The organism is Collinsella sp. AF28-5AC (assembly GCF_003457875.1).
Taxonomy (GTDB): Bacteria; Actinomycetota; Coriobacteriia; order Coriobacteriales; family Coriobacteriaceae; genus Collinsella.
This window is the reverse complement of the sequence record NZ_QRTA01000012.1, coordinates 47,394-63,423: the sequence shown is the minus strand read 5'-3', so window position 1 is coordinate 63,423 and position 16,030 is coordinate 47,394. Positions and strand designations below refer to the sequence as shown.

The 16,030-nt window shown below is 60.8% G+C and carries 15 protein-coding genes; 12 read left to right on the top strand and 3 right to left on the bottom strand.

The genetic code is table 11. The features are described 5' to 3' along the window. Positions 1-107: 107 nt before the first annotated feature. The 3 genes from DWZ01_RS08295 to rpmB all read right to left on the bottom strand — a co-directional run bounded on the left by DWZ01_RS08295 (position 108) and on the right by rpmB (position 4,314). Entirely contained in the window at positions 108-872 is a 765-nt protein-coding gene (locus DWZ01_RS08295; RefSeq protein ID WP_035138543.1) for an aminoglycoside phosphotransferase family protein, read from the bottom strand. Between the two features lie 88 nt (positions 873-960). Continuing rightward, positions 961-3,609 (bottom strand): bifunctional acetaldehyde-CoA/alcohol dehydrogenase, encoded by a 2,649-nt coding sequence (gene adhE / locus DWZ01_RS08290; protein ID WP_117848637.1) that lies wholly within the window; start codon positions 3,607-3,609, stop codon positions 961-963. Positions 3,610-4,125: 516 nt separating this feature from the next. Further along, a complete protein-coding gene (rpmB, locus tag DWZ01_RS08285; protein ID WP_022094725.1) occupies positions 4,126-4,314 on the bottom strand; it encodes a 50S ribosomal protein L28 in 189 nt (62 codons plus the stop codon). A 452-nt stretch (positions 4,315-4,766) separates the two neighbouring features. Here rpmB and pyrR point away from each other — a divergent pair, with 452 nt between their 5' ends. From pyrR to DWZ01_RS08225, 12 genes are all read left to right on the top strand, one after another. Continuing rightward, complete coding sequence (pyrR, locus tag DWZ01_RS08280; RefSeq protein WP_117770320.1) at positions 4,767-5,351, top strand: bifunctional pyr operon transcriptional regulator/uracil phosphoribosyltransferase PyrR; 585 nt, start codon at positions 4,767-4,769, stop codon at positions 5,349-5,351. A 4-nt stretch (positions 5,352-5,355) separates the two neighbouring features. Then, entirely contained in the window at positions 5,356-6,300 is a 945-nt protein-coding gene (locus DWZ01_RS08275) for an aspartate carbamoyltransferase catalytic subunit (RefSeq protein WP_035138537.1), read from the top strand. Then, a complete protein-coding gene (locus DWZ01_RS08270) occupies positions 6,284-7,573 on the top strand; it encodes a dihydroorotase (protein ID WP_117848635.1) in 1,290 nt (429 codons plus the stop codon). The genes DWZ01_RS08275 and DWZ01_RS08270 overlap by 17 nt, the downstream gene beginning before the upstream one ends. A 116-nt stretch (positions 7,574-7,689) precedes the next feature. Next, positions 7,690-8,457 (top strand): dihydroorotate dehydrogenase electron transfer subunit, encoded by a 768-nt coding sequence (locus tag DWZ01_RS08265; RefSeq protein WP_117770351.1) that lies wholly within the window; start codon positions 7,690-7,692, stop codon positions 8,455-8,457. A gap of 14 nt (positions 8,458-8,471) precedes the next feature. Continuing rightward, the gene (locus DWZ01_RS08260) at positions 8,472-9,380 is read left to right on the top strand and encodes a dihydroorotate dehydrogenase (protein ID WP_006236128.1); all 909 of its coding nucleotides are present in this window, start codon (positions 8,472-8,474) and stop codon (positions 9,378-9,380) included. Continuing rightward, complete coding sequence (pyrF, locus tag DWZ01_RS08255; RefSeq protein ID WP_117770322.1) at positions 9,374-10,090, top strand: orotidine-5'-phosphate decarboxylase; 717 nt, start codon at positions 9,374-9,376, stop codon at positions 10,088-10,090. The genes DWZ01_RS08260 and pyrF overlap by 7 nt, the downstream gene beginning before the upstream one ends. 239 nt (positions 10,091-10,329) lie before the next feature. Next, positions 10,330-10,638 carry an integration host factor, actinobacterial type gene (mihF, locus tag DWZ01_RS08250; RefSeq protein WP_006236130.1) on the top strand — a complete coding sequence of 103 codons (309 nt, stop codon included), beginning with the start codon at positions 10,330-10,332 and terminating at the stop codon, positions 10,636-10,638. Continuing rightward, a complete protein-coding gene (gene gmk / locus DWZ01_RS08245) occupies positions 10,639-11,208 on the top strand; it encodes a guanylate kinase (RefSeq protein WP_006236131.1) in 570 nt (189 codons plus the stop codon). It begins immediately after the preceding gene. 5 nt (positions 11,209-11,213) lie between these two features. Beyond that, positions 11,214-11,495 carry a DNA-directed RNA polymerase subunit omega gene (locus DWZ01_RS08240; protein ID WP_035138532.1) on the top strand — a complete coding sequence of 94 codons (282 nt, stop codon included), beginning with the start codon at positions 11,214-11,216 and terminating at the stop codon, positions 11,493-11,495. Then, positions 11,496-12,740, top strand: coding sequence for a tRNA uracil 4-sulfurtransferase ThiI (gene thiI, locus DWZ01_RS08235; RefSeq protein WP_117770323.1), 1,245 nt, complete (start codon positions 11,496-11,498; stop codon positions 12,738-12,740). It begins immediately after the preceding gene. Positions 12,741-12,953: 213 nt separating this feature from the next. Further along, positions 12,954-13,667, top strand: coding sequence for a helix-hairpin-helix domain-containing protein (locus tag DWZ01_RS08230; RefSeq protein WP_117770352.1), 714 nt, complete (start codon positions 12,954-12,956; stop codon positions 13,665-13,667). Beyond that, the gene (locus DWZ01_RS08225; RefSeq protein ID WP_117848633.1) at positions 13,664-15,967 is read left to right on the top strand and encodes a DNA internalization-related competence protein ComEC/Rec2; all 2,304 of its coding nucleotides are present in this window, start codon (positions 13,664-13,666) and stop codon (positions 15,965-15,967) included. Before DWZ01_RS08230 ends, DWZ01_RS08225 begins: the two co-directional genes overlap by 4 nt. The last annotated feature ends 63 nt before the right edge of the window (positions 15,968-16,030 follow it).

Genomic DNA, 16,030 nt, shown 5'->3' with positions numbered 1-16,030 from the left:
GCCATAAAAAAGCCTCCCATTTCTTGTGTCCAAGAAATGGGAGGCAGTTCATTCTGAACTGCGGGGTTTTCCTTTGTGCCTCCGATGCGAAATGAATCGCTCAGATATTACTGATAATCGACGACGTCGATCCAGTTCTTCAGGAACTCATCGTTCACGTTGCGCTTGCGAGCGAGCTCGGAAGCGGCGACGATGCTCGTCCACTGACGCACGACCTGCATGGGCATGTCGGCGCGGTCGCAGTAGAGCTCCAGGTAGGCCTCGGCCTGATCCTTGCTGTTGAGGGCAAAGAGCAGGTAGGTGGTGGCAACGTCGGCAGCAGGGGAGCCCTGGGTAGCGTGTGCCCAGTCGCACACATAGAGCTGACCGTCGTCGCCGACGATGACGTTGGAGGGGTTGAAGTCGCCGTGGCAGACCTTGAACTCCTTGGTCATGCCGTCCAGACGCTCCTGAAGGTTGTAGCGCGTGGTGGCATTGAGCTGATCAAGGCTGTCGATCATGCGGGCGTACTTGTCGCGCTGACGGTTGAGCAGCGGGGAGGTGTAGCCGTGGATCTCGATCTGGAGGTCGACGAACATCTCGAGGTACTCACCAAAGCGCTGGGGCTCGGCAGTCATCTTCTCGGCAAGGGTGGTGCCCGGAACCTTCTCGGTCACGAGCGCCCAGCCGTTGGCGTTCTCGAGCTGGGAAACCTCGAGCGCCTTGGGGCTGCGGATGCCGCACTCATTGATGCGGGCAAGATTCAAAGCCTCGTTGAACACGTCGGAGACAGGCTTGGTCTCGTTAAAGACCTTGACAATCTTGTCGCCCAGGTCGTAAACGACCTTGTTGCCACGGCGGACGAGCTCGGTCTTGGAATCGGGTAGCAGCATGGTTGCATCCTTTCAACGATGCGATAGAAGCGACGGCGGGGGTGTGTGAAACACCCGTGCACCCCCGCCGTTAAAAACCGTGCTAAAACTAGCAGACGGCGTAATCCTGGGGCTCGCGGCCGTAGTAGGCGTCCAGGTAGAGCTCCTTGATCTCGCTCATGAGCGGGTAGCGCGGGTTGGCGCCGGTGCACTGGTCGTTGAATGCCTGCTCGGTCATTTCGTCGAGGGTGTCGAGGAAGTACTGCTCGTCAACACCGTAGTCGGCGATGGTCTTCTTGACGCCGATGAAGTCCTTGAGCTCCTCGAGCTTCGTGATGAAGTTCTCGAAGACCTCCTTGTCGTCCTTGCCCTCGATGCCGCAGTACTTGGCCATCTCGGCGTAGTTGTGCAGCGCGTTGGGGTAAGGATACTGGGAGAAGGTACCCATCTTGACGGGTGCCTCGGCGGCGTTGTAGCGCATGACGCGGGTCAGGATGACAGCGTTTGCGAGGCCGTGGGGCAGGTGATGGAAAGCGCCGAGCTTGTGGGCCATGGAGTGGTTGAGGCCCAGGAAGGCGTTGGCGAAGGCCATACCGGCCATGCAGGAGGCGTTGTGCATCTCCTCGCGGGCGTGCGGATCCTTGGCGCCGTTCGTGAAGCTGGAGGGCAGGTTCTCGAAGACGAGCTTGGCAGCGCGCTCGGAGAGGCCCTTGGTGTAGTCGGAAGCCATGATGGAGACGTAGGACTCGATGGCGTGGGTCATGACGTCGATGCCGGAGGCAGCGGTCAGGCCGCGCGGGGCGGTCATGCAGTTGTCGGCGTCGACGATAGCCATGTTGGGGAGCAGCGCGTAGTCGGCGAGCGGCCACTTGATGCCGGTCTCCTTGTCGGTGATGATGGCGAACGGCGTGCACTCGGAGCCGGTACCCGAAGAGGTCGGGACGGCGACGAAGTAGGCCTTCTTGCCCATCTCGGGGAAGGTGAAGATACGCTTGCGGATGTCCATGAAGTCCATGGCCATGTCCTCAAACTTGCACTCGGGGTGCTCGTACATCATCCACATGATCTTGCCGGCGTCCATAGCGGAGCCACCGCCGACGGCGATGATGACGTCCGGCTCAAAGAGAGCCATCTGCTTGGCGCCGCGACGTGCGCACTGCAGCGACGGATCGGGCTCGACGTCGTAGAAGCAGTCGTGGGCGATGCCCATCTCGTCGAGCTTGGCCTCGATGGCGCGGGTGTTGCCATTCTTGAAGAGGAACTGGTCGGTGACGATGAAGGCGCGCTTCTTGCCCATGACGTTGCCCAGCTCGTCGAGGGCGACGGGCGTGGAACCCTTCTTGAAGTAGACCTTCTCGGGAGCGCGGAACCACAGCATATTCTCACGGCGCTCGGCCACAGTCTTAACGTTGATCAAGTGCTTCACCCCAACGTTCTCGGAGACGGAGTTGCCGCCCCAGGAGCCGCAGCCCAGGGTCAGAGACGGCTTCATGCCAAAGTTGTACAGGTCACCGATGCCGCCGTGCGAGGACGGGGTGTTGATGACGATACGGCAGGCCTTCATGACGTGCTCGAACAGGCTGATCTTCTCGGCCTGGGCGGGGTGCACGTACAGAGAGGCGGTGTGGCCCGGGCCACCGGCAAGCACCAGGTGCTCGGCCTTGTCGACGGCCTCCTGGAAGTCCTTGGCGTGGTACATGGCCAGGACCGGGGAGAGCTTCTCGTGGGAGAACTCCTCCTTGGCGGGGTCGGTGGAGGTGACCTCGGCGATCAGGATCTTGGTCTTGGCGGGAACCTCGATGCCGGCGAGCTCGGCGATCTTGGCAGCGGCCATGCCGGGGATGCGGTGATCGAGAGCGCCGTTCTTGAACATGGCGGCACGCAGGGCCTCCATCTCGGCACCCTGCTTGACGAAGTAGCAGCCGCGCTTCTGGAACTCGGCCTTGACCTGGTCATAGATGGTGTCGATGACGGTCACGGACTGCTCGGAGGCGCAGATCATGCCGTTGTCGAAGGTCTTGGAGTGGATGATGGAGTTGACGGCGAGCAGCACGTCGGCGGTGTCGTCGATGACGACCGGGGTGTTACCGGCGCCAACGCCCAGGGCGGGCTTGCCCGAGGAGTAAGCGGCCTTGACCATGCCCGGGCCACCGGTGGCGAGGATGATGTCGACGTCGCGCATGACCATGTTGGTCAGCTCGATGGAGGGGACATCGACCCAGCCGATGATGCCCTCGGGGGCGCCGGCCTTGACGGCGGCGTCAAGCACGAGCTTGGCGGCGGCGATGGTGCACTTGGCGGCAGCCGGGTGCGGGGAGATGATGATGGCGTTGCGGGTCTTCAGGCAGATCAGCGTCTTGAAGATCGCGGTGGAGGTGGGGTTGGTCGTCGGGATGACGGCGCCCACGATGCCGACGGGCTCGGCGATCTTGGTGATGCCGTAAGCCTCGTCGCGCTCCAGGACACCACAGGTCTTGGTGTTCTTGTAAGCGTTGTAGATGTACTCTGCGGCGTAGTGGTTCTTGATGACCTTGTCCTCAAGAACGCCGCGGCCGGTCTCCTCGATGGCCATCTTCGCCAACGGGATACGAGCCTTGTTGGCGGCCATGGCGGCCTCATAGAAGATCTTGTCGACCTGCTCCTGCGTGTACGTAGCAAAAAGCGCCTGGGCCTCTCGCATCTGAGCGAGTTTAGCCTCAAGCGCCTCTACGTTGTCCACAATTGCGGGAGTAGTGTTTTCCGGTGACTTTTTCACCATTTGTGTCTCCTTGCGATCGGAGATTTACCCTACGCCTTGCATGATAGCAAGAAATTATTCGGCGAACGGTAAGATTCCCGTAAAAGGCACACTAAAACGCTTCAATAAACTGAAACGCTTTAACTAAAACTATCTGCCTGCTGCATCGCCCCGCTCATTGGGGACAGACTTACATGAGAATTTCAATCGGAAAACGGGAAGAACGGGGCATCTTCTTGACAATTGCTATTCGCGGGTCGCGGTTGAGTCAGACACGCAGGCGGTGCAGCTGCTCGACTATATTCGTCTCAATCTCGTGAAAGGTGCGCTTGGCTCAATCGAGGCGTACCGCTGGTCAAGCTACAGGGCATACCAGCTGGGTTACGATCCCTTTGACATCTGCAAACACTCATGTAAGTCTGTCCCCAATGAGTGCAAAAAGGCGCCCTCCGTAGGGGAGGACGCCTTTGGTAAGTTCTATATGAACGCGAGGTCTTTGACCCGGAGAGTCCGAGGTACTTGTTGGTAAGACCTTATTTAGGAGCGCGCAACCTTGCCAGACTTGAGGCAGGTGGAGCAAACGTTCATCTTGCGACGGTGACCATCGACGACAACGTAGACGCGCTGGATGTTGGGGCGGAACTTACGGTTGGTGACGCGGTGAGAGTGGCTGATGGAGCGACCGGCAACGGGGTGCTTACCGCAAACTTCGCAAACTTTGGACATAACTGACCCTCCTTGGGCGACAAACGAACATGTCGCGTTAACAAACAAGCCTGAACTATAGCACAGAAGTCGCTCCCTGTGCGCAATCTACACAGAGATATTCCTCTTTTGGCGATAGTGCCCACGCCACGGCCCTGGACGTAGATCCGATTTGCGTGCAGCAGAGGGGATTATGCCAGCTCGTGCGTGCGTTTTCAAGCTCGTCCCACAAATATATATAGGTTTATGGAGCATTGGGCTCCGTTTACGGATTGCTCTGTATTTATGCTCGCAATTAAGCTCGAGGTTGGCTACACTATCCCTTGACCATTAAAGGGGTACGAGATACCCACATGGAATTACATAGCTGCCATGCGAGCAGCCTTTCCTGTGGGTGTCTGGTCCGCTTTAAGCGGTCGGGCATCTATTTTTTTGACTGTGTCAGCAGTCAAGACATGTGAGGAAGGAGATCGATGGGCACGACTTCCCCCAAGGCGGTCATCATGGACGAGACCGCCGTCAATCGAGCGATGACCCGCATCGCGCACGAGATTCTCGAGCGCAACGAGGGCTGTGAAGACCTCGCTCTGGTCGGCATCGTCACGCGCGGCGACCTTCTGGCAAAGAAGCTCGCCGAGGAGATCAAGGAGATCGAGGGCGTCGAAGTTCCGCTCGGCAGCCTGGACATCAGCTTCTACCGCGATGACTATGCGACCAATTTCGCTCCCGCGATCCACGCCACCAACATTCCCTTTAGCGTCGACGGCAAGCGCGTCGTGCTGGTGGACGACATCCTGTACACGGGTCGTACCATCCGCGCTGCTCTGGACGCCGTCATGGACCTGGGCCGTCCGAGCCGTATTGAGCTGGCAGTTCTCGTTGACCGCGGTCACCGCGAGCTCCCCATCTCGCCGGACTTTGTCGGCAAGAACGTTCCCTCGTCGCATGAGGAGAACGTGCACCTATATATGAAGGAAGTCGACGGCCACACCGCCGTCGAGATTAACGACGTCGCGCCGGGTTCCCACGTGGGCTCCGCGCCGCTGGGAGGTGAGTAGTACCGTGGCGTTCAACCATAAGCACCTGATCGACATTACCGAGTACTCCGAAGAGGACATCAAGCTCATCCTCGAGACCGCCAAGGCGTTCTCTGAGGTCAACGAGCGTGCGATCAAGAAGGTCCCCACGCTCAAGGGTAAGACCATCGTCAACATGTTCAACGAGCCCTCGACGCGCACCCGTAGCTCCTTCGAGCTCGCCGAGAAGCGTCTTTCGGCCGACAGCCTCAACTTTGGCGGCTCCTCGACCTCCACGGTCAAGGGCGAGAGCCTCGTCGACACCGTCGAGACCCTCAACGCCTATAAGATCGACTGCATCGTCGTGCGCGATAAGCACGCCGGTGCTCCCTACATCGTCACGCAGAACTCGCCCGCGAGCGTCATCTGCGCCGGCGACGGCAAGCACAACCATCCCACGCAGGCCCTGCTCGACCTGTACACCATCTGGGAGCACAAGGGTGACTTCCACGGTCTGAAGGTCGCTGTCGTCGGCGATATCGCGCACTCCCGTGTCTGCGGCTCGCTGATTCCCGCCCTTAAGATCATGGGCTGCGAGACCTACGCCGTCGCCCCCGGCACGCTGTTGCCGCCGGCGCCCGAGGTCCTGGGCTGCGACCACGTGACGAGCGACCTCGATTCCGTCCTGCCCGAGCTGGACGTCGTCTACATGCTGCGCGTGCAGCAGGAGCGCCTCGAGGGTGCCCCGTTCCCGACCATTCGTGAGTACCACAAGCTCTTCGGTCTGACCAAGGACCGCGAGAAGCTCATGAAGCCCGATGCGATCATCTGCCACCCGGGCCCCATCAACCGCGGCGTCGAGTTCGACTCCTATATGGCCGACCACCCGCAACGCTCCGTCATCCTGGAGCAGGTCTACGCCGGTATCTGCGTGCGTATGGCTATCCTGTATCTGTTGCTTGGAGGTGCCGATAATGGCCTTGCTTCTTAAGAATGCCCACGTCGTCGACCCGTCCGTCGAGCTTGACGGTGTCGTTGACGTCCTGATTGACGGCGACAAGATCGCCGAGGTCGGCGAGAATCTCGCCGTCGAGGGAGCCGAGGTCCGCGACCTTTCCGGCAAGTACCTCGTCCCTGGCCTGGTGGATATGCACGTTCACCTTCGCGAGCCCGGCTACGAGGTCAAAGAGGACATCGAGAGCGGCACCCGCGCAGCTGCCAAGGGCGGCTTTACCGGCGTGTGCGCCATGCCCAACACCGATCCCGTCACCGATAACGGCACCGTCGTGGAGTTCGTCAAGTCCCGCGCTGCCGAGGTCGGTCACTGCCGCGTCTATCCGTCGGGCGCCATGACCCGCGGTCTTAAGGGCGAGGCCATGTCCGAGATGGGCGATATGGTCGCCCACGGCGCCGTCGCCTTCACCGACGACGGTCGCGGCGTGCAGGGCGCGGGTATGCTCCGTCGCTGCATGGACTACAGCAAGATGTTCGGCAAGGTCTTTATGAGCCATTGCCAGGACGAGGACCTGGTCGGCCACGGCCAGATCAACGAGGGCAAGGTCTCGACCCGTCTGGCTCTCGAGGGCTGGCCGGCTGCCGGCGAGGAGCTCCAGATCGCCCGCGACATCGAGATCGCCAAGCTGACCGGTGCCAAGCTGCACATCCAGCACATCTCCACCGCTCACGGTCTCGAGCTCGTGCGTGCCGGTAAGGCCGCTGGCGTCCAGGTGACCTGCGAGGCCACCCCGCACCACATGTTTCTGACCGAGAACGACTTGGACGAGACCTACAACACCTCGCTCAAGGTCAATCCGCCGCTGCGCACCGAGGAGGATGCCGAGGCCATCCGTCAGGGCGTCATCGACGGCACCGTCGACGTTATCGTCACCGATCACGCTCCTCACACCCCGTGGGAGAAGGCCCGTGAGTTCGAGCTTGCGCCCTTTGGTATGATCGGCCTCGAGACCTCGCTGTCGCTCGTACTCACCGAGCTGGTCAACACGGGCAAGATGAGCATGGGCCGCATGGTCGAGCTCATGGCCATCAAGCCGCGTGAGATCCTGGGTCTCGACCAGGTTCAGGTCAAGGCGGGCTCCGTTGCCGACCTGACCGTGTTCGACGCGTCCGCCACCTGGACGGTTGGCGAGGACGGTTACGAGTCGCGCGCCGAGAACTCCGGTTTTGCCGGCCGCACGCTCACCGGTCGTGCCACCGATGTGTTTGTCGGCGGTAAGCAGACGCTTGCCGACGGCTGCATCTGCTAGCATAGCCTTATCGCTTTTGTGCGCGGCGCCCTTGCGGTGCCGCGCTTTCTGTTCGTTTGGACCATGCAACCGCATGGGGGATTGGAGCGTCTATGCCCACACCTTCCACTGCACGCATGCACGACTTCGAGGTCGTCTCGAACCGGGAGATTGCCGACGGCATCTTCTCGCTCGTCATCTCGGCCCCCAAGCTTGCAAGTGCGCTCAAGCCCGGTCAGTTTGTGAACATCGCCGTACCCGGCGATGCGTCCTCGCTGCTTCGCGTGCCCCTGAGCTACTACCGCGCCGACGCCGAGGCTGGCACCGTCGAGCTGTGGTACGCCGTCGTGGGCGACGATACCCGTCGTTTGTCCCAGATGGGCCCTGGCTCCACCTCTAACCTGCTGGGCCCCGGTGGCCGTGGCTGGATGGTACCCGAGGGCACCAGGAAGGCCCTGCTCGTCGCCGGTGGCATCGGTGTTCCGCCCGTGCTGTGCCTTGCCGACAAGCTTGCCGAGCAGGGTGTAGCCGTCGACGTGTGCCTGGGCTTTGGCACCGCGTCCAAGGCCGTGGGCGTCGATGAGTTCCGCGCGCTGTGCGATACGGTTAACGTGTGCACCGATGATGGCACGCTGGGCACGCACGGTTTTTGCACCGACCCGGCATCCGAGCTGCTCGGCGAGGGCGGCTACGACTATGTGGCCAGCTGCGGCCCCGCCGTCATGATGAAGAAGGTCGCCGCCGCTGCCGCCGAGGCCGGCGCGTACTGCGAGGTGTCGCTCGAGCGCATGATGAGCTGCGGCTTTGGCGCCTGCAACACCTGCAATGTCGAGACGGTCGACGGTATGAAGGGCGCCTGCATGTGCGGCCCCGTGTTCGATGCTTCCAAGGTGGTGGTCTTCTAGTGGGTACCGTGAACATGGCCGTCGATTTCGGCGGCGTCAAGATGCAAAACCCCATCAACACCGCAGCCGGTACCTTTGGCTACGGCTGGCAGTTCCAGAACTTCTTTGATGTCTCCCAGCTGGGTGCCATCACCACCAAGGGTTGCGCTGCCGAGCCCTGGCCCGGCAATCCCGCGCCCCGCATGGCCGAGATTCCCGGCGGTATGATCAACTCCGTGGGCCTTCAGAACCCCGGCGTGGCCGCCTTTGCCCGCGAGTCCGGTCCGTGGCTCGAACAGCTGTCCAAGGACGGCTGCCAGGTCATCTGTCAGGTTGCCGGCCACTCCGTTGACGAGTTTGTCCGCGCACTCGAGATGTATGTCGAGCTGTGCCCCTGGGCTGCCGGCTACGAGATCAACGTGAGCTGCCCTAATATCGCCGCCGGCGGTGCCGCCATGGGCTCCACGCCCGAGGGCGCCTCTTCCGTTATGGCTGCCTGCCGCAAGGTGACCGATAAGCCGCTGTTCGTGAAGATGGCTCCGGTCAACGTCGCCGAGATCGCCAAGGCCCTCGAGGCTGCCGGCGCCGACGGCCTTTCAGTCATCAACTCCATCCAGGGCATGGCCATCGACGTCCATACCCGCAAGTCCCGCGTGGCCAAGCCCAAGGGCGGCCTTTCGGGCCCGCTGTGCCACCACATCGCCGTGCGCATGGTCTGGGAGGTTGCCCAGGCCGTCGATATCCCCATCAACGGTGTCGGCGGTGTCATGACCGGCGAGGATGCGGCTGAGTTTATCCTGGCCGGCGCCACCTGCGTGTCGGTCGGCATGGCCAACTTCGTCGATCCGTGCGCTTCGCTCAAGATCGCGCACGAGCTCGAGGCCTGGGCTGAGTCCCAAGGCGTGAAGGACATCAACGAACTGGTAGGTGCTTTCGAATGCTAGAGACCGATGCCCGCGACCGCGTAATCGTCGCTCTCGACTGCGACCGCGAGCGTGCGCTCGAGCTTGCCCACGAGCTTTCGGGCCATGCCGCCTGGCTTAAGGTTGGTATGACGCTCTATTACGCTGAGGGCCCCGAGATCGTCAAGACCTTTAAGGACCTGGGCTTTAAGGTCTTCCTTGACCTTAAGTTCCATGATATTCCGCATCAGGTTCGCGGTGCCGCCCGTTCGGCCTCGCTTGCCGGTGCCGACCTGCTCTCGGTTCACGGCTTGGGTTCGGGCGCCATGCTCGCTGCCTGCCGCGAGGGTGCCGAGGAGGCGCGCGAGGACCGCGCCAAGCTCGTCGCCATCACCGTGCTCACGAGCATGAATCAGGATGCCTTGAGCGAGATTGGCGTCGAGTCGCCGGTGGCCGAGGAGGCCGCCCGCCTGGCAAAGCTCGCTCAGGCCAACGGCATCGATGGCATCGTGTGCTCGCCGATGGAGGCTCACGACATGCGTGAGCTGCTGGGTCCTGATGCCCTGATCGTGACTCCGGGTGTGCGTCCGGTGGGTGCCGCCTTAGGCGACCAGTCCCGCGTGGCGACGCCTTCCCAGGCTATCGAGCGTGGCGCAAGCCACATTGTGGTGGGCCGTCCCATCACCGGCGCCGACGATCCGGTTGCCGCCTTTGACGCCATTGTCGCCGAGCTGGTCGAAAACATCGCGTAAAAGATTCCCCTAAGTCACCACTTTTGGGTCTCATTAGCACAAAATAGCCCCTGTGCCTGCGTAAACTTTCCCATCCTTTGTGTGGAATCGCAGGTCAGGGGCTTAACTTTGGGCGCAGTATATTGCACTTTTTGCGGGTATCGTCTAACCTATGGAGCCGCGATTGGGCATTTTGTACGTTCTACGTGCTAAAATGCCAATTATTGAATCAGATATAACCCAACTATTTGGAGGTACGAATGGCACTCCCTCAGCTTACCGATGAGCAGCGTAAGCAGGCTCTTGAGAAGGCTGCTGCCGCACGTCACGCCCGCGCTGAGCTTCGCGAGCAGATCAAGAAGGGCGAGAAGTCCCTCGAGTCCGTGCTCAACTCCGATGACCCCATCGCTTCCCGCATGAAGGTTTCCACCCTCATCGAGTCTCTTCCTGGTTATGGCAAGGCCAAGGCCGCCAAGATCATGGAGGAGCTTGGTATCTCCGCTACCCGTCGCGTCCAGGGCCTCGGCGTCCGTCAGCGCGAGCAGCTCCTCGAGCAGCTGACCAAATAAGTGAGCGCTCAGGATTCCAAGCTCTTTGTGATTTCTGGACCGTCAGGCGCAGGGAAGGGTACGCTCGTCACTCGTGTGCGCGAGCGCCGCTCGAACCTGGGCCTGACGGTTTCGGCTACCACGCGAGCACCACGCAAAGGTGAGGTCGACGGCGTCAACTACTTTTTTCTGACGCGCGAGGAGTTCGACCGCCGCGTGGCAAACGGTGAGTTTGTTGAGTGGGCCGAGGTCCACGGTAACTGCTACGGCACGTTGGTGAGCGAGGTCACATCCAAGCTCGCCTCTGGCGCATCTCTGATTTTGGAGATCGATGTCCAGGGCGCCCTGCAGGTGAAGGAGCGTTTCCCCGAGGCCGTGTTGATCTTTATCAAGCCGCCTTCGCTTGAGGTACTCCGCGAGCGCCTGGTCGGTCGCGGTACCGAGACGCCCGAGACGATTGAGCTGCGTATGGCAAACGCCGCCGATGAGCTTGCCCTTGCCGACCGCTACGACGACGTCGTGGTTAATGACGATCTCGACCGCGCGACCGATGAGCTCGTTCGCGTTCTCGATATGCATGAAAGGATCTGAGGTCCGTGTCCGTTGTAAAGCCTTGCATTGACGATCTTCTGGAGAAGACCGATCACAACCGCTTCCTGCTCGCTTCGCTTGCCTCCAAGCGCGCCTGCGACATTAACAGCATGCTGCGTGGCCAGCACAACCGCGTGCTTGCCGTCCAGGATGTCGATGACATCACCATCGGGCTTTCCGGTGCCGATACCATTTCGATGGCTATGGACGAGATTGTCGACGGCGACATCTCTTACGACGAGGCCCGTTACGAGAAGGCGCTCGGCCACAAGGTTGCTGAAGCCTAAATGGCGGCTCGCGTCTGCCTGGTCCACTATCACGAGGTTGGACTGAAGGGTAAGAACCGCGCACATTTTGAGCATATCCTCATGGATAACATCAAGGCGGCCTTGGCCGCCTTTTCCGTGAATGCCGTGTCTCGAATTTCCGGTTATATTCTCGTGACCTTTAACGAGCATCAGGCCGATGAGGCGGCGCGTGTCATTCGCACCGTTCCCGGCGTTGCTCGTGTGTCTTTGGCGTATCACACCAACCGCGACCCGCAAGAGTACTGCGCCGCCGCCGTGAAGGCACTGCGCGAGTTTGGTCCTTTCGATTCGTTTAAGGTGCACGCCAAGCGCTCCAATACTGACTATGAGCTCACCTCGATTGATATCAATCGTCAGGTGGGCGAGGTACTGTGCGAGGCCTTCCCCGATAAAAAGGTTCAAATGCGCGACCCCGATGCGATGGTGCACGTACTGGTGGTCCAGGGTAGCGTCTACGTGTATGCGCGCTCCGAGCGTGGCGTGGGCGGTCTGCCGGTGGGTTCTGCCGGCAAGGTCGTGACGCTGTTGTCGTCGGGTATCGATTCTCCGGTGGCGACCTGGATGCTCGCGCGTCGCGGCGCGGTGTGCGTGCCGGTACATTTCTCCGGTCGTCCGCAGACGTCCGATACGAGCGAGTATTTGGTGCAGGACATCATCCGTGCGCTTGAGCCAGGTGTCCAGATCGGCCGCCTGTACGTGGTGCCGTTTGGCGACTGCCAGCGTGAGATTTCGGTCACCTGTCCCAGCAACCTGCGCGTGATTATGTATCGCCGCATTATGTATTCGGTTGCCGAGCGCATTGCACACATCGAGGGTGCCAAGGCCATCGTTACGGGTGAATCGCTTGGGCAGGTTGCCTCCCAAACGCTTGAGAACATCATGGCCGTCAACGAGGCCGTGAAGATCCCCGTGTTCCGCCCTCTCATCGGTTCGGACAAGCAGGAGATCATCGCGCGTGCCGAGGAGATCGGTACGTTCGATATTTCGACTGAGGCCGCTCCCGACTGCTGCACGCTGTTTATGCCGCGTCGTCCCGAGACGCACGCTAAACTCGATGCCGTGCATGAGGCCTGGGAGTTGTTCGATCATGAGGAGATGATCGAGCACCTGCTCAAGCAGACCGAGTACATTGACTTCGAGAGCAACACGTATAAGGCCCCTAAGACCTTAAAACGCAAACATTCGGAGCTTGCTACGCGTGAGATTTACCAAGATCACGAGTAATTTTGTGCATAGACCGACGATGCGTCTGCATCGTCGGTCTTTTGCTATCTGGGCATTTTGCGGCTAAGTGTTCATTTGCTGACGTGTGCCTGAATAAATGGACAGTATTTCGCAAGGTTTTGGTCGGCTTTTGGTTTGACCGCGAAAACCGGTTTTGGAGAATGGCTGTTGCAGGACTCTTTTCCTGACACGATGTTGTTGGGAGGTTTTGCTATGGCGCAGCGCGAACAACACGAACGGGTCAAACGGATGGACCGCTTGGCGGACAAGCTGCTCGGTCATAAGGCAGTGGTGATGGCGATACTGGTCGTCATTGCGATGGCGAGCGGCTTGGCGATGGCGAACCTTGGCGGCGGTACTGGCGGCGTGTCGTTTGAGCGCACTGATGGTTCGGGCTCGTTAGTGGAGCCGGGATCCGGCGATGCCTCGAGCGGAAAGACATCCGAAGGCTCTTCGTCTAAGGCGTCTGCCGCGGCAGAGGTTTATGTCGATGTTGATGGTGCCGTTGTGTCGCCCGGTGTATATCGCGTCAAGGACGGCGCGCGGGTGGCTCAGGCGATAGATGCCGCCGGCGGGCTGGCGCCCGAGGCAGACGTTACGGGGCTCAATCGGGCATCCAAGGTCGTCGATGGGCAGAAGATTCACGTTCCAACGGTGGGGGAGCAGCAGGCGTCCATTGCGGAAGCCGGTGTTGATGGTGGGGCTTCCGCATCATTGGGCGTGAGTGGCGCAACGGGCCTAGTCAACATCAATACGGCAAGCGCGGCAGAGCTGCAGACGCTCTCGGGCATCGGTCCCTCCGTGGCACAGTCGATTATCGATGAGCGTACAAAGAACGGTGCTTTTGCCTCGGTTGACGATCTGATGCGTGTGTCGGGAATCGGCGAGAAGAAGCTTGCCAAAATCAAAGATTGCATCTGCGTATGAGTGCGACCGAGCGCGAACATGTGATGCCTCCGCGGCCCCTGATGCCGTGGACGATGGCCCTGTGTGCCGGCATGTGCATGAGCTGCGCCTTGGTGCTCAACGTGGCCGCTGATGCGCTGCTGAGGGAGCAGGCGCCGGCGGTCGGGCTGCTATGGGCCATTCCCGTTGCGGCGACGGTATTCGTTGTGCTGGCTCAATCTTGTGCGCGGCTTGCCCCTTGGAAGCGGTGGCTGTATGCCGCGTCCGTCGGTCTCGTGGCGGGAGCGGTCGTCTCGGCGTGGTGGGCTGCGGGCGCGCTCAACGCCTCGAAGGCGCTCGACGGTCGAGCGGCAAGCAGTCTCGAGTTTGTCGTGCAGGGTGACCCATCCATAAATGACGACGTGTATTCCTATACCTGCGAGGCGCGCTCGGACGGTAAGAACTTGGCAACGGTTCGCCTATCGTGTGACCGTGAGTTCAAGGTCGGGGCGCACGTGCGTGTTATCGGTCGCGTGTCACGTTTTGAGAACGATGCGTATGGACGATCGCGCGTGCTTCGAGGCGAGGTACGCAAGGTTAAAGCCGTTCGGATTGTGTCGGTCGATGAGGGTTCTCCGAGGCCGCTGCTTCGGCTGCGAAATGGGCTGCTTGCGTCCATCGCGCCTGCGACCGACCCGGCGCGTGCGCTCATAGCCGGTGTCGTCTGTGGTCGTTCGGCCGAGCTGCGCGCCCAGCCGGCGGGCGACTGGTTTTCGGTGACGGGAACGGCGCATCTTATCGCCGTCTCGGGCAGCCATTTGGCTATCGTGGGGTTTGTAATCGAGGGTGTATTGCAAAAGACTCGGTGCTCACGTGGTCTTCAGCGGGCGATATTGGCGATAACGCTTGTGGGCTACGCTGCCTTTACGGGCGCGTCTCCCTCGGCCGTGCGCGCGTGCTGCATGGTGTTCGTGACGCTTGTCGTAAACGGCGCGGGGCGTCGTCGGCACGGCCTTTCGGCACTCTTCGTAACCATGTCCATCTTTGTGCTACTGCGGCCGACGGTGCTGTTCGAGATGGGCTTTCAGCTTTCATGCGCCAGCGTCTTAGCCATTCTGTGCTTTTGTCCCTATGCGACCTACGCTTTGGGTGAGCTAGGTGTGCCATCGGGCGTTGCCAGCGTGCTTTCCGTCACGCTGTGCTCGCAACTGGCGACACTTCCCATTACCATTCCTGCCTTCGGTACATTCTCGCTCATTGCTCCGTTGGCAAATGCGGTCATCGGTCCGGTGGTGAGCGTTCTGCTCGCTGTGTCGATCGTGCTGGCTCCCTTTTCGCTCGTGGGACCGTTGCGGACTTGGGCGCTCGTTGTGCCCATGATTGCCGCCCGTTGCGCGCTGTTTTTCGAGCAGCTGTTTGCCGCCGTGCCGGGTGCATCCGTGAGCGTGCCGCCCGATAGCATGTGGATTTACCTAGTGCCATGTTTTCTGACGGTTCTGCTGGTCTGGTGGCCGCGTCCCCGTGCACGTCCTATGGCGGTGGGGCTTGCATGCCTGATGCTCTTGGCTGCGATTCCGTACGTCTATTGGGATCGATTCGCTCCGCCTTCGGTGACGGTGCTCGATGTGGGCCAGGCCGATGCGATTCTTATCCGCCAAGGCGGCGCAGTAGCTCTCGTCGACTGCGGGCTCGACGAGCGTGTGGTTGCGGCGTTGGTTCGCAACAACGTGCACCATATCGATGCCGTCTTTGTGACGCATTGGGATGAGGACCACTGGGGTGGTTTGCCTGCCGTGCTCGAACAGTTTTCGGTTGGAACCATTGCGGTCGCGGCCGATGCGCTGGACAGCGCGCCTGCCGAGGTCCTGAATCGCCCGGGTGCAACGTATCGGCAGGTGGCTTGCGGGGACACAGTCGATATCGGCGCATTTCGGGCTCGCGTGATGTGGCCATTTGACACCGTGGATGGCGAGGGCAATGAGGATTCGCTTGTCTTGCTGCTCTCCTATGCCCAAGAAGGCAAGAGATTGCGCATGCTGCTCACGGGGGACGCCGAGCTCGATCAGGAGCGCGAGTTTGTACAGGAGGTGGGCGATATCGATGTGCTCAAGCTGGGGCATCACGGCTCAAAAGTTTCCGTCGATACAGAGCTGCTGGAAACGCTTAAACCCGAGCTCTCAATTGCGAGTGCGGGTGAGGGCAACCGCTACGGTCATCCATCCGATACCTGTATCGATGCCGTTCGCGATGCGGGCGGCGCGTTCGCATGTACCATCGAACAAGGAGACATTACCGTTTCGCCGACTGCAGCCGGTTTTGCCATGCGATGCCAGCGACCGTGATGCTGTCGTTGGCGCGGGACCAACCCCTGGGCTAGAATGGCACGGTACAAACACGAGAGCCTG

Coding starts and splice junctions, on each gene's coding strand:
- DWZ01_RS08295 (WP_035138543.1), bottom strand. CDS start 872: ATGCTGCTACCCGATTCCAAGACCGAGCTCGTCCGCCGTGGCAACAAG.
- adhE (WP_117848637.1), bottom strand. CDS start 3,609: ATGGTGAAAAAGTCACCGGAAAACACTACTCCCGCAATTGTGGACAAC.
- rpmB (WP_022094725.1), bottom strand. CDS start 4,314: ATGTCCAAAGTTTGCGAAGTTTGCGGTAAGCACCCCGTTGCCGGTCGC.
- pyrR (WP_117770320.1), top strand. CDS start 4,767: ATGGGCACGACTTCCCCCAAGGCGGTCATCATGGACGAGACCGCCGTC.
- DWZ01_RS08270 (WP_117848635.1), top strand. CDS start 6,284: ATGGCCTTGCTTCTTAAGAATGCCCACGTCGTCGACCCGTCCGTCGAG.
- DWZ01_RS08265 (WP_117770351.1), top strand. CDS start 7,690: ATGCACGACTTCGAGGTCGTCTCGAACCGGGAGATTGCCGACGGCATC.
- DWZ01_RS08260 (WP_006236128.1), top strand. CDS start 8,472: ATGGCCGTCGATTTCGGCGGCGTCAAGATGCAAAACCCCATCAACACC.
- pyrF (WP_117770322.1), top strand. CDS start 9,374: ATGCTAGAGACCGATGCCCGCGACCGCGTAATCGTCGCTCTCGACTGC.
- mihF (WP_006236130.1), top strand. CDS start 10,330: ATGGCACTCCCTCAGCTTACCGATGAGCAGCGTAAGCAGGCTCTTGAG.
- thiI (WP_117770323.1), top strand. CDS start 11,496: ATGGCGGCTCGCGTCTGCCTGGTCCACTATCACGAGGTTGGACTGAAG.
- DWZ01_RS08230 (WP_117770352.1), top strand. CDS start 12,954: ATGGCGCAGCGCGAACAACACGAACGGGTCAAACGGATGGACCGCTTG.
- DWZ01_RS08225 (WP_117848633.1), top strand. CDS start 13,664: ATGAGTGCGACCGAGCGCGAACATGTGATGCCTCCGCGGCCCCTGATG.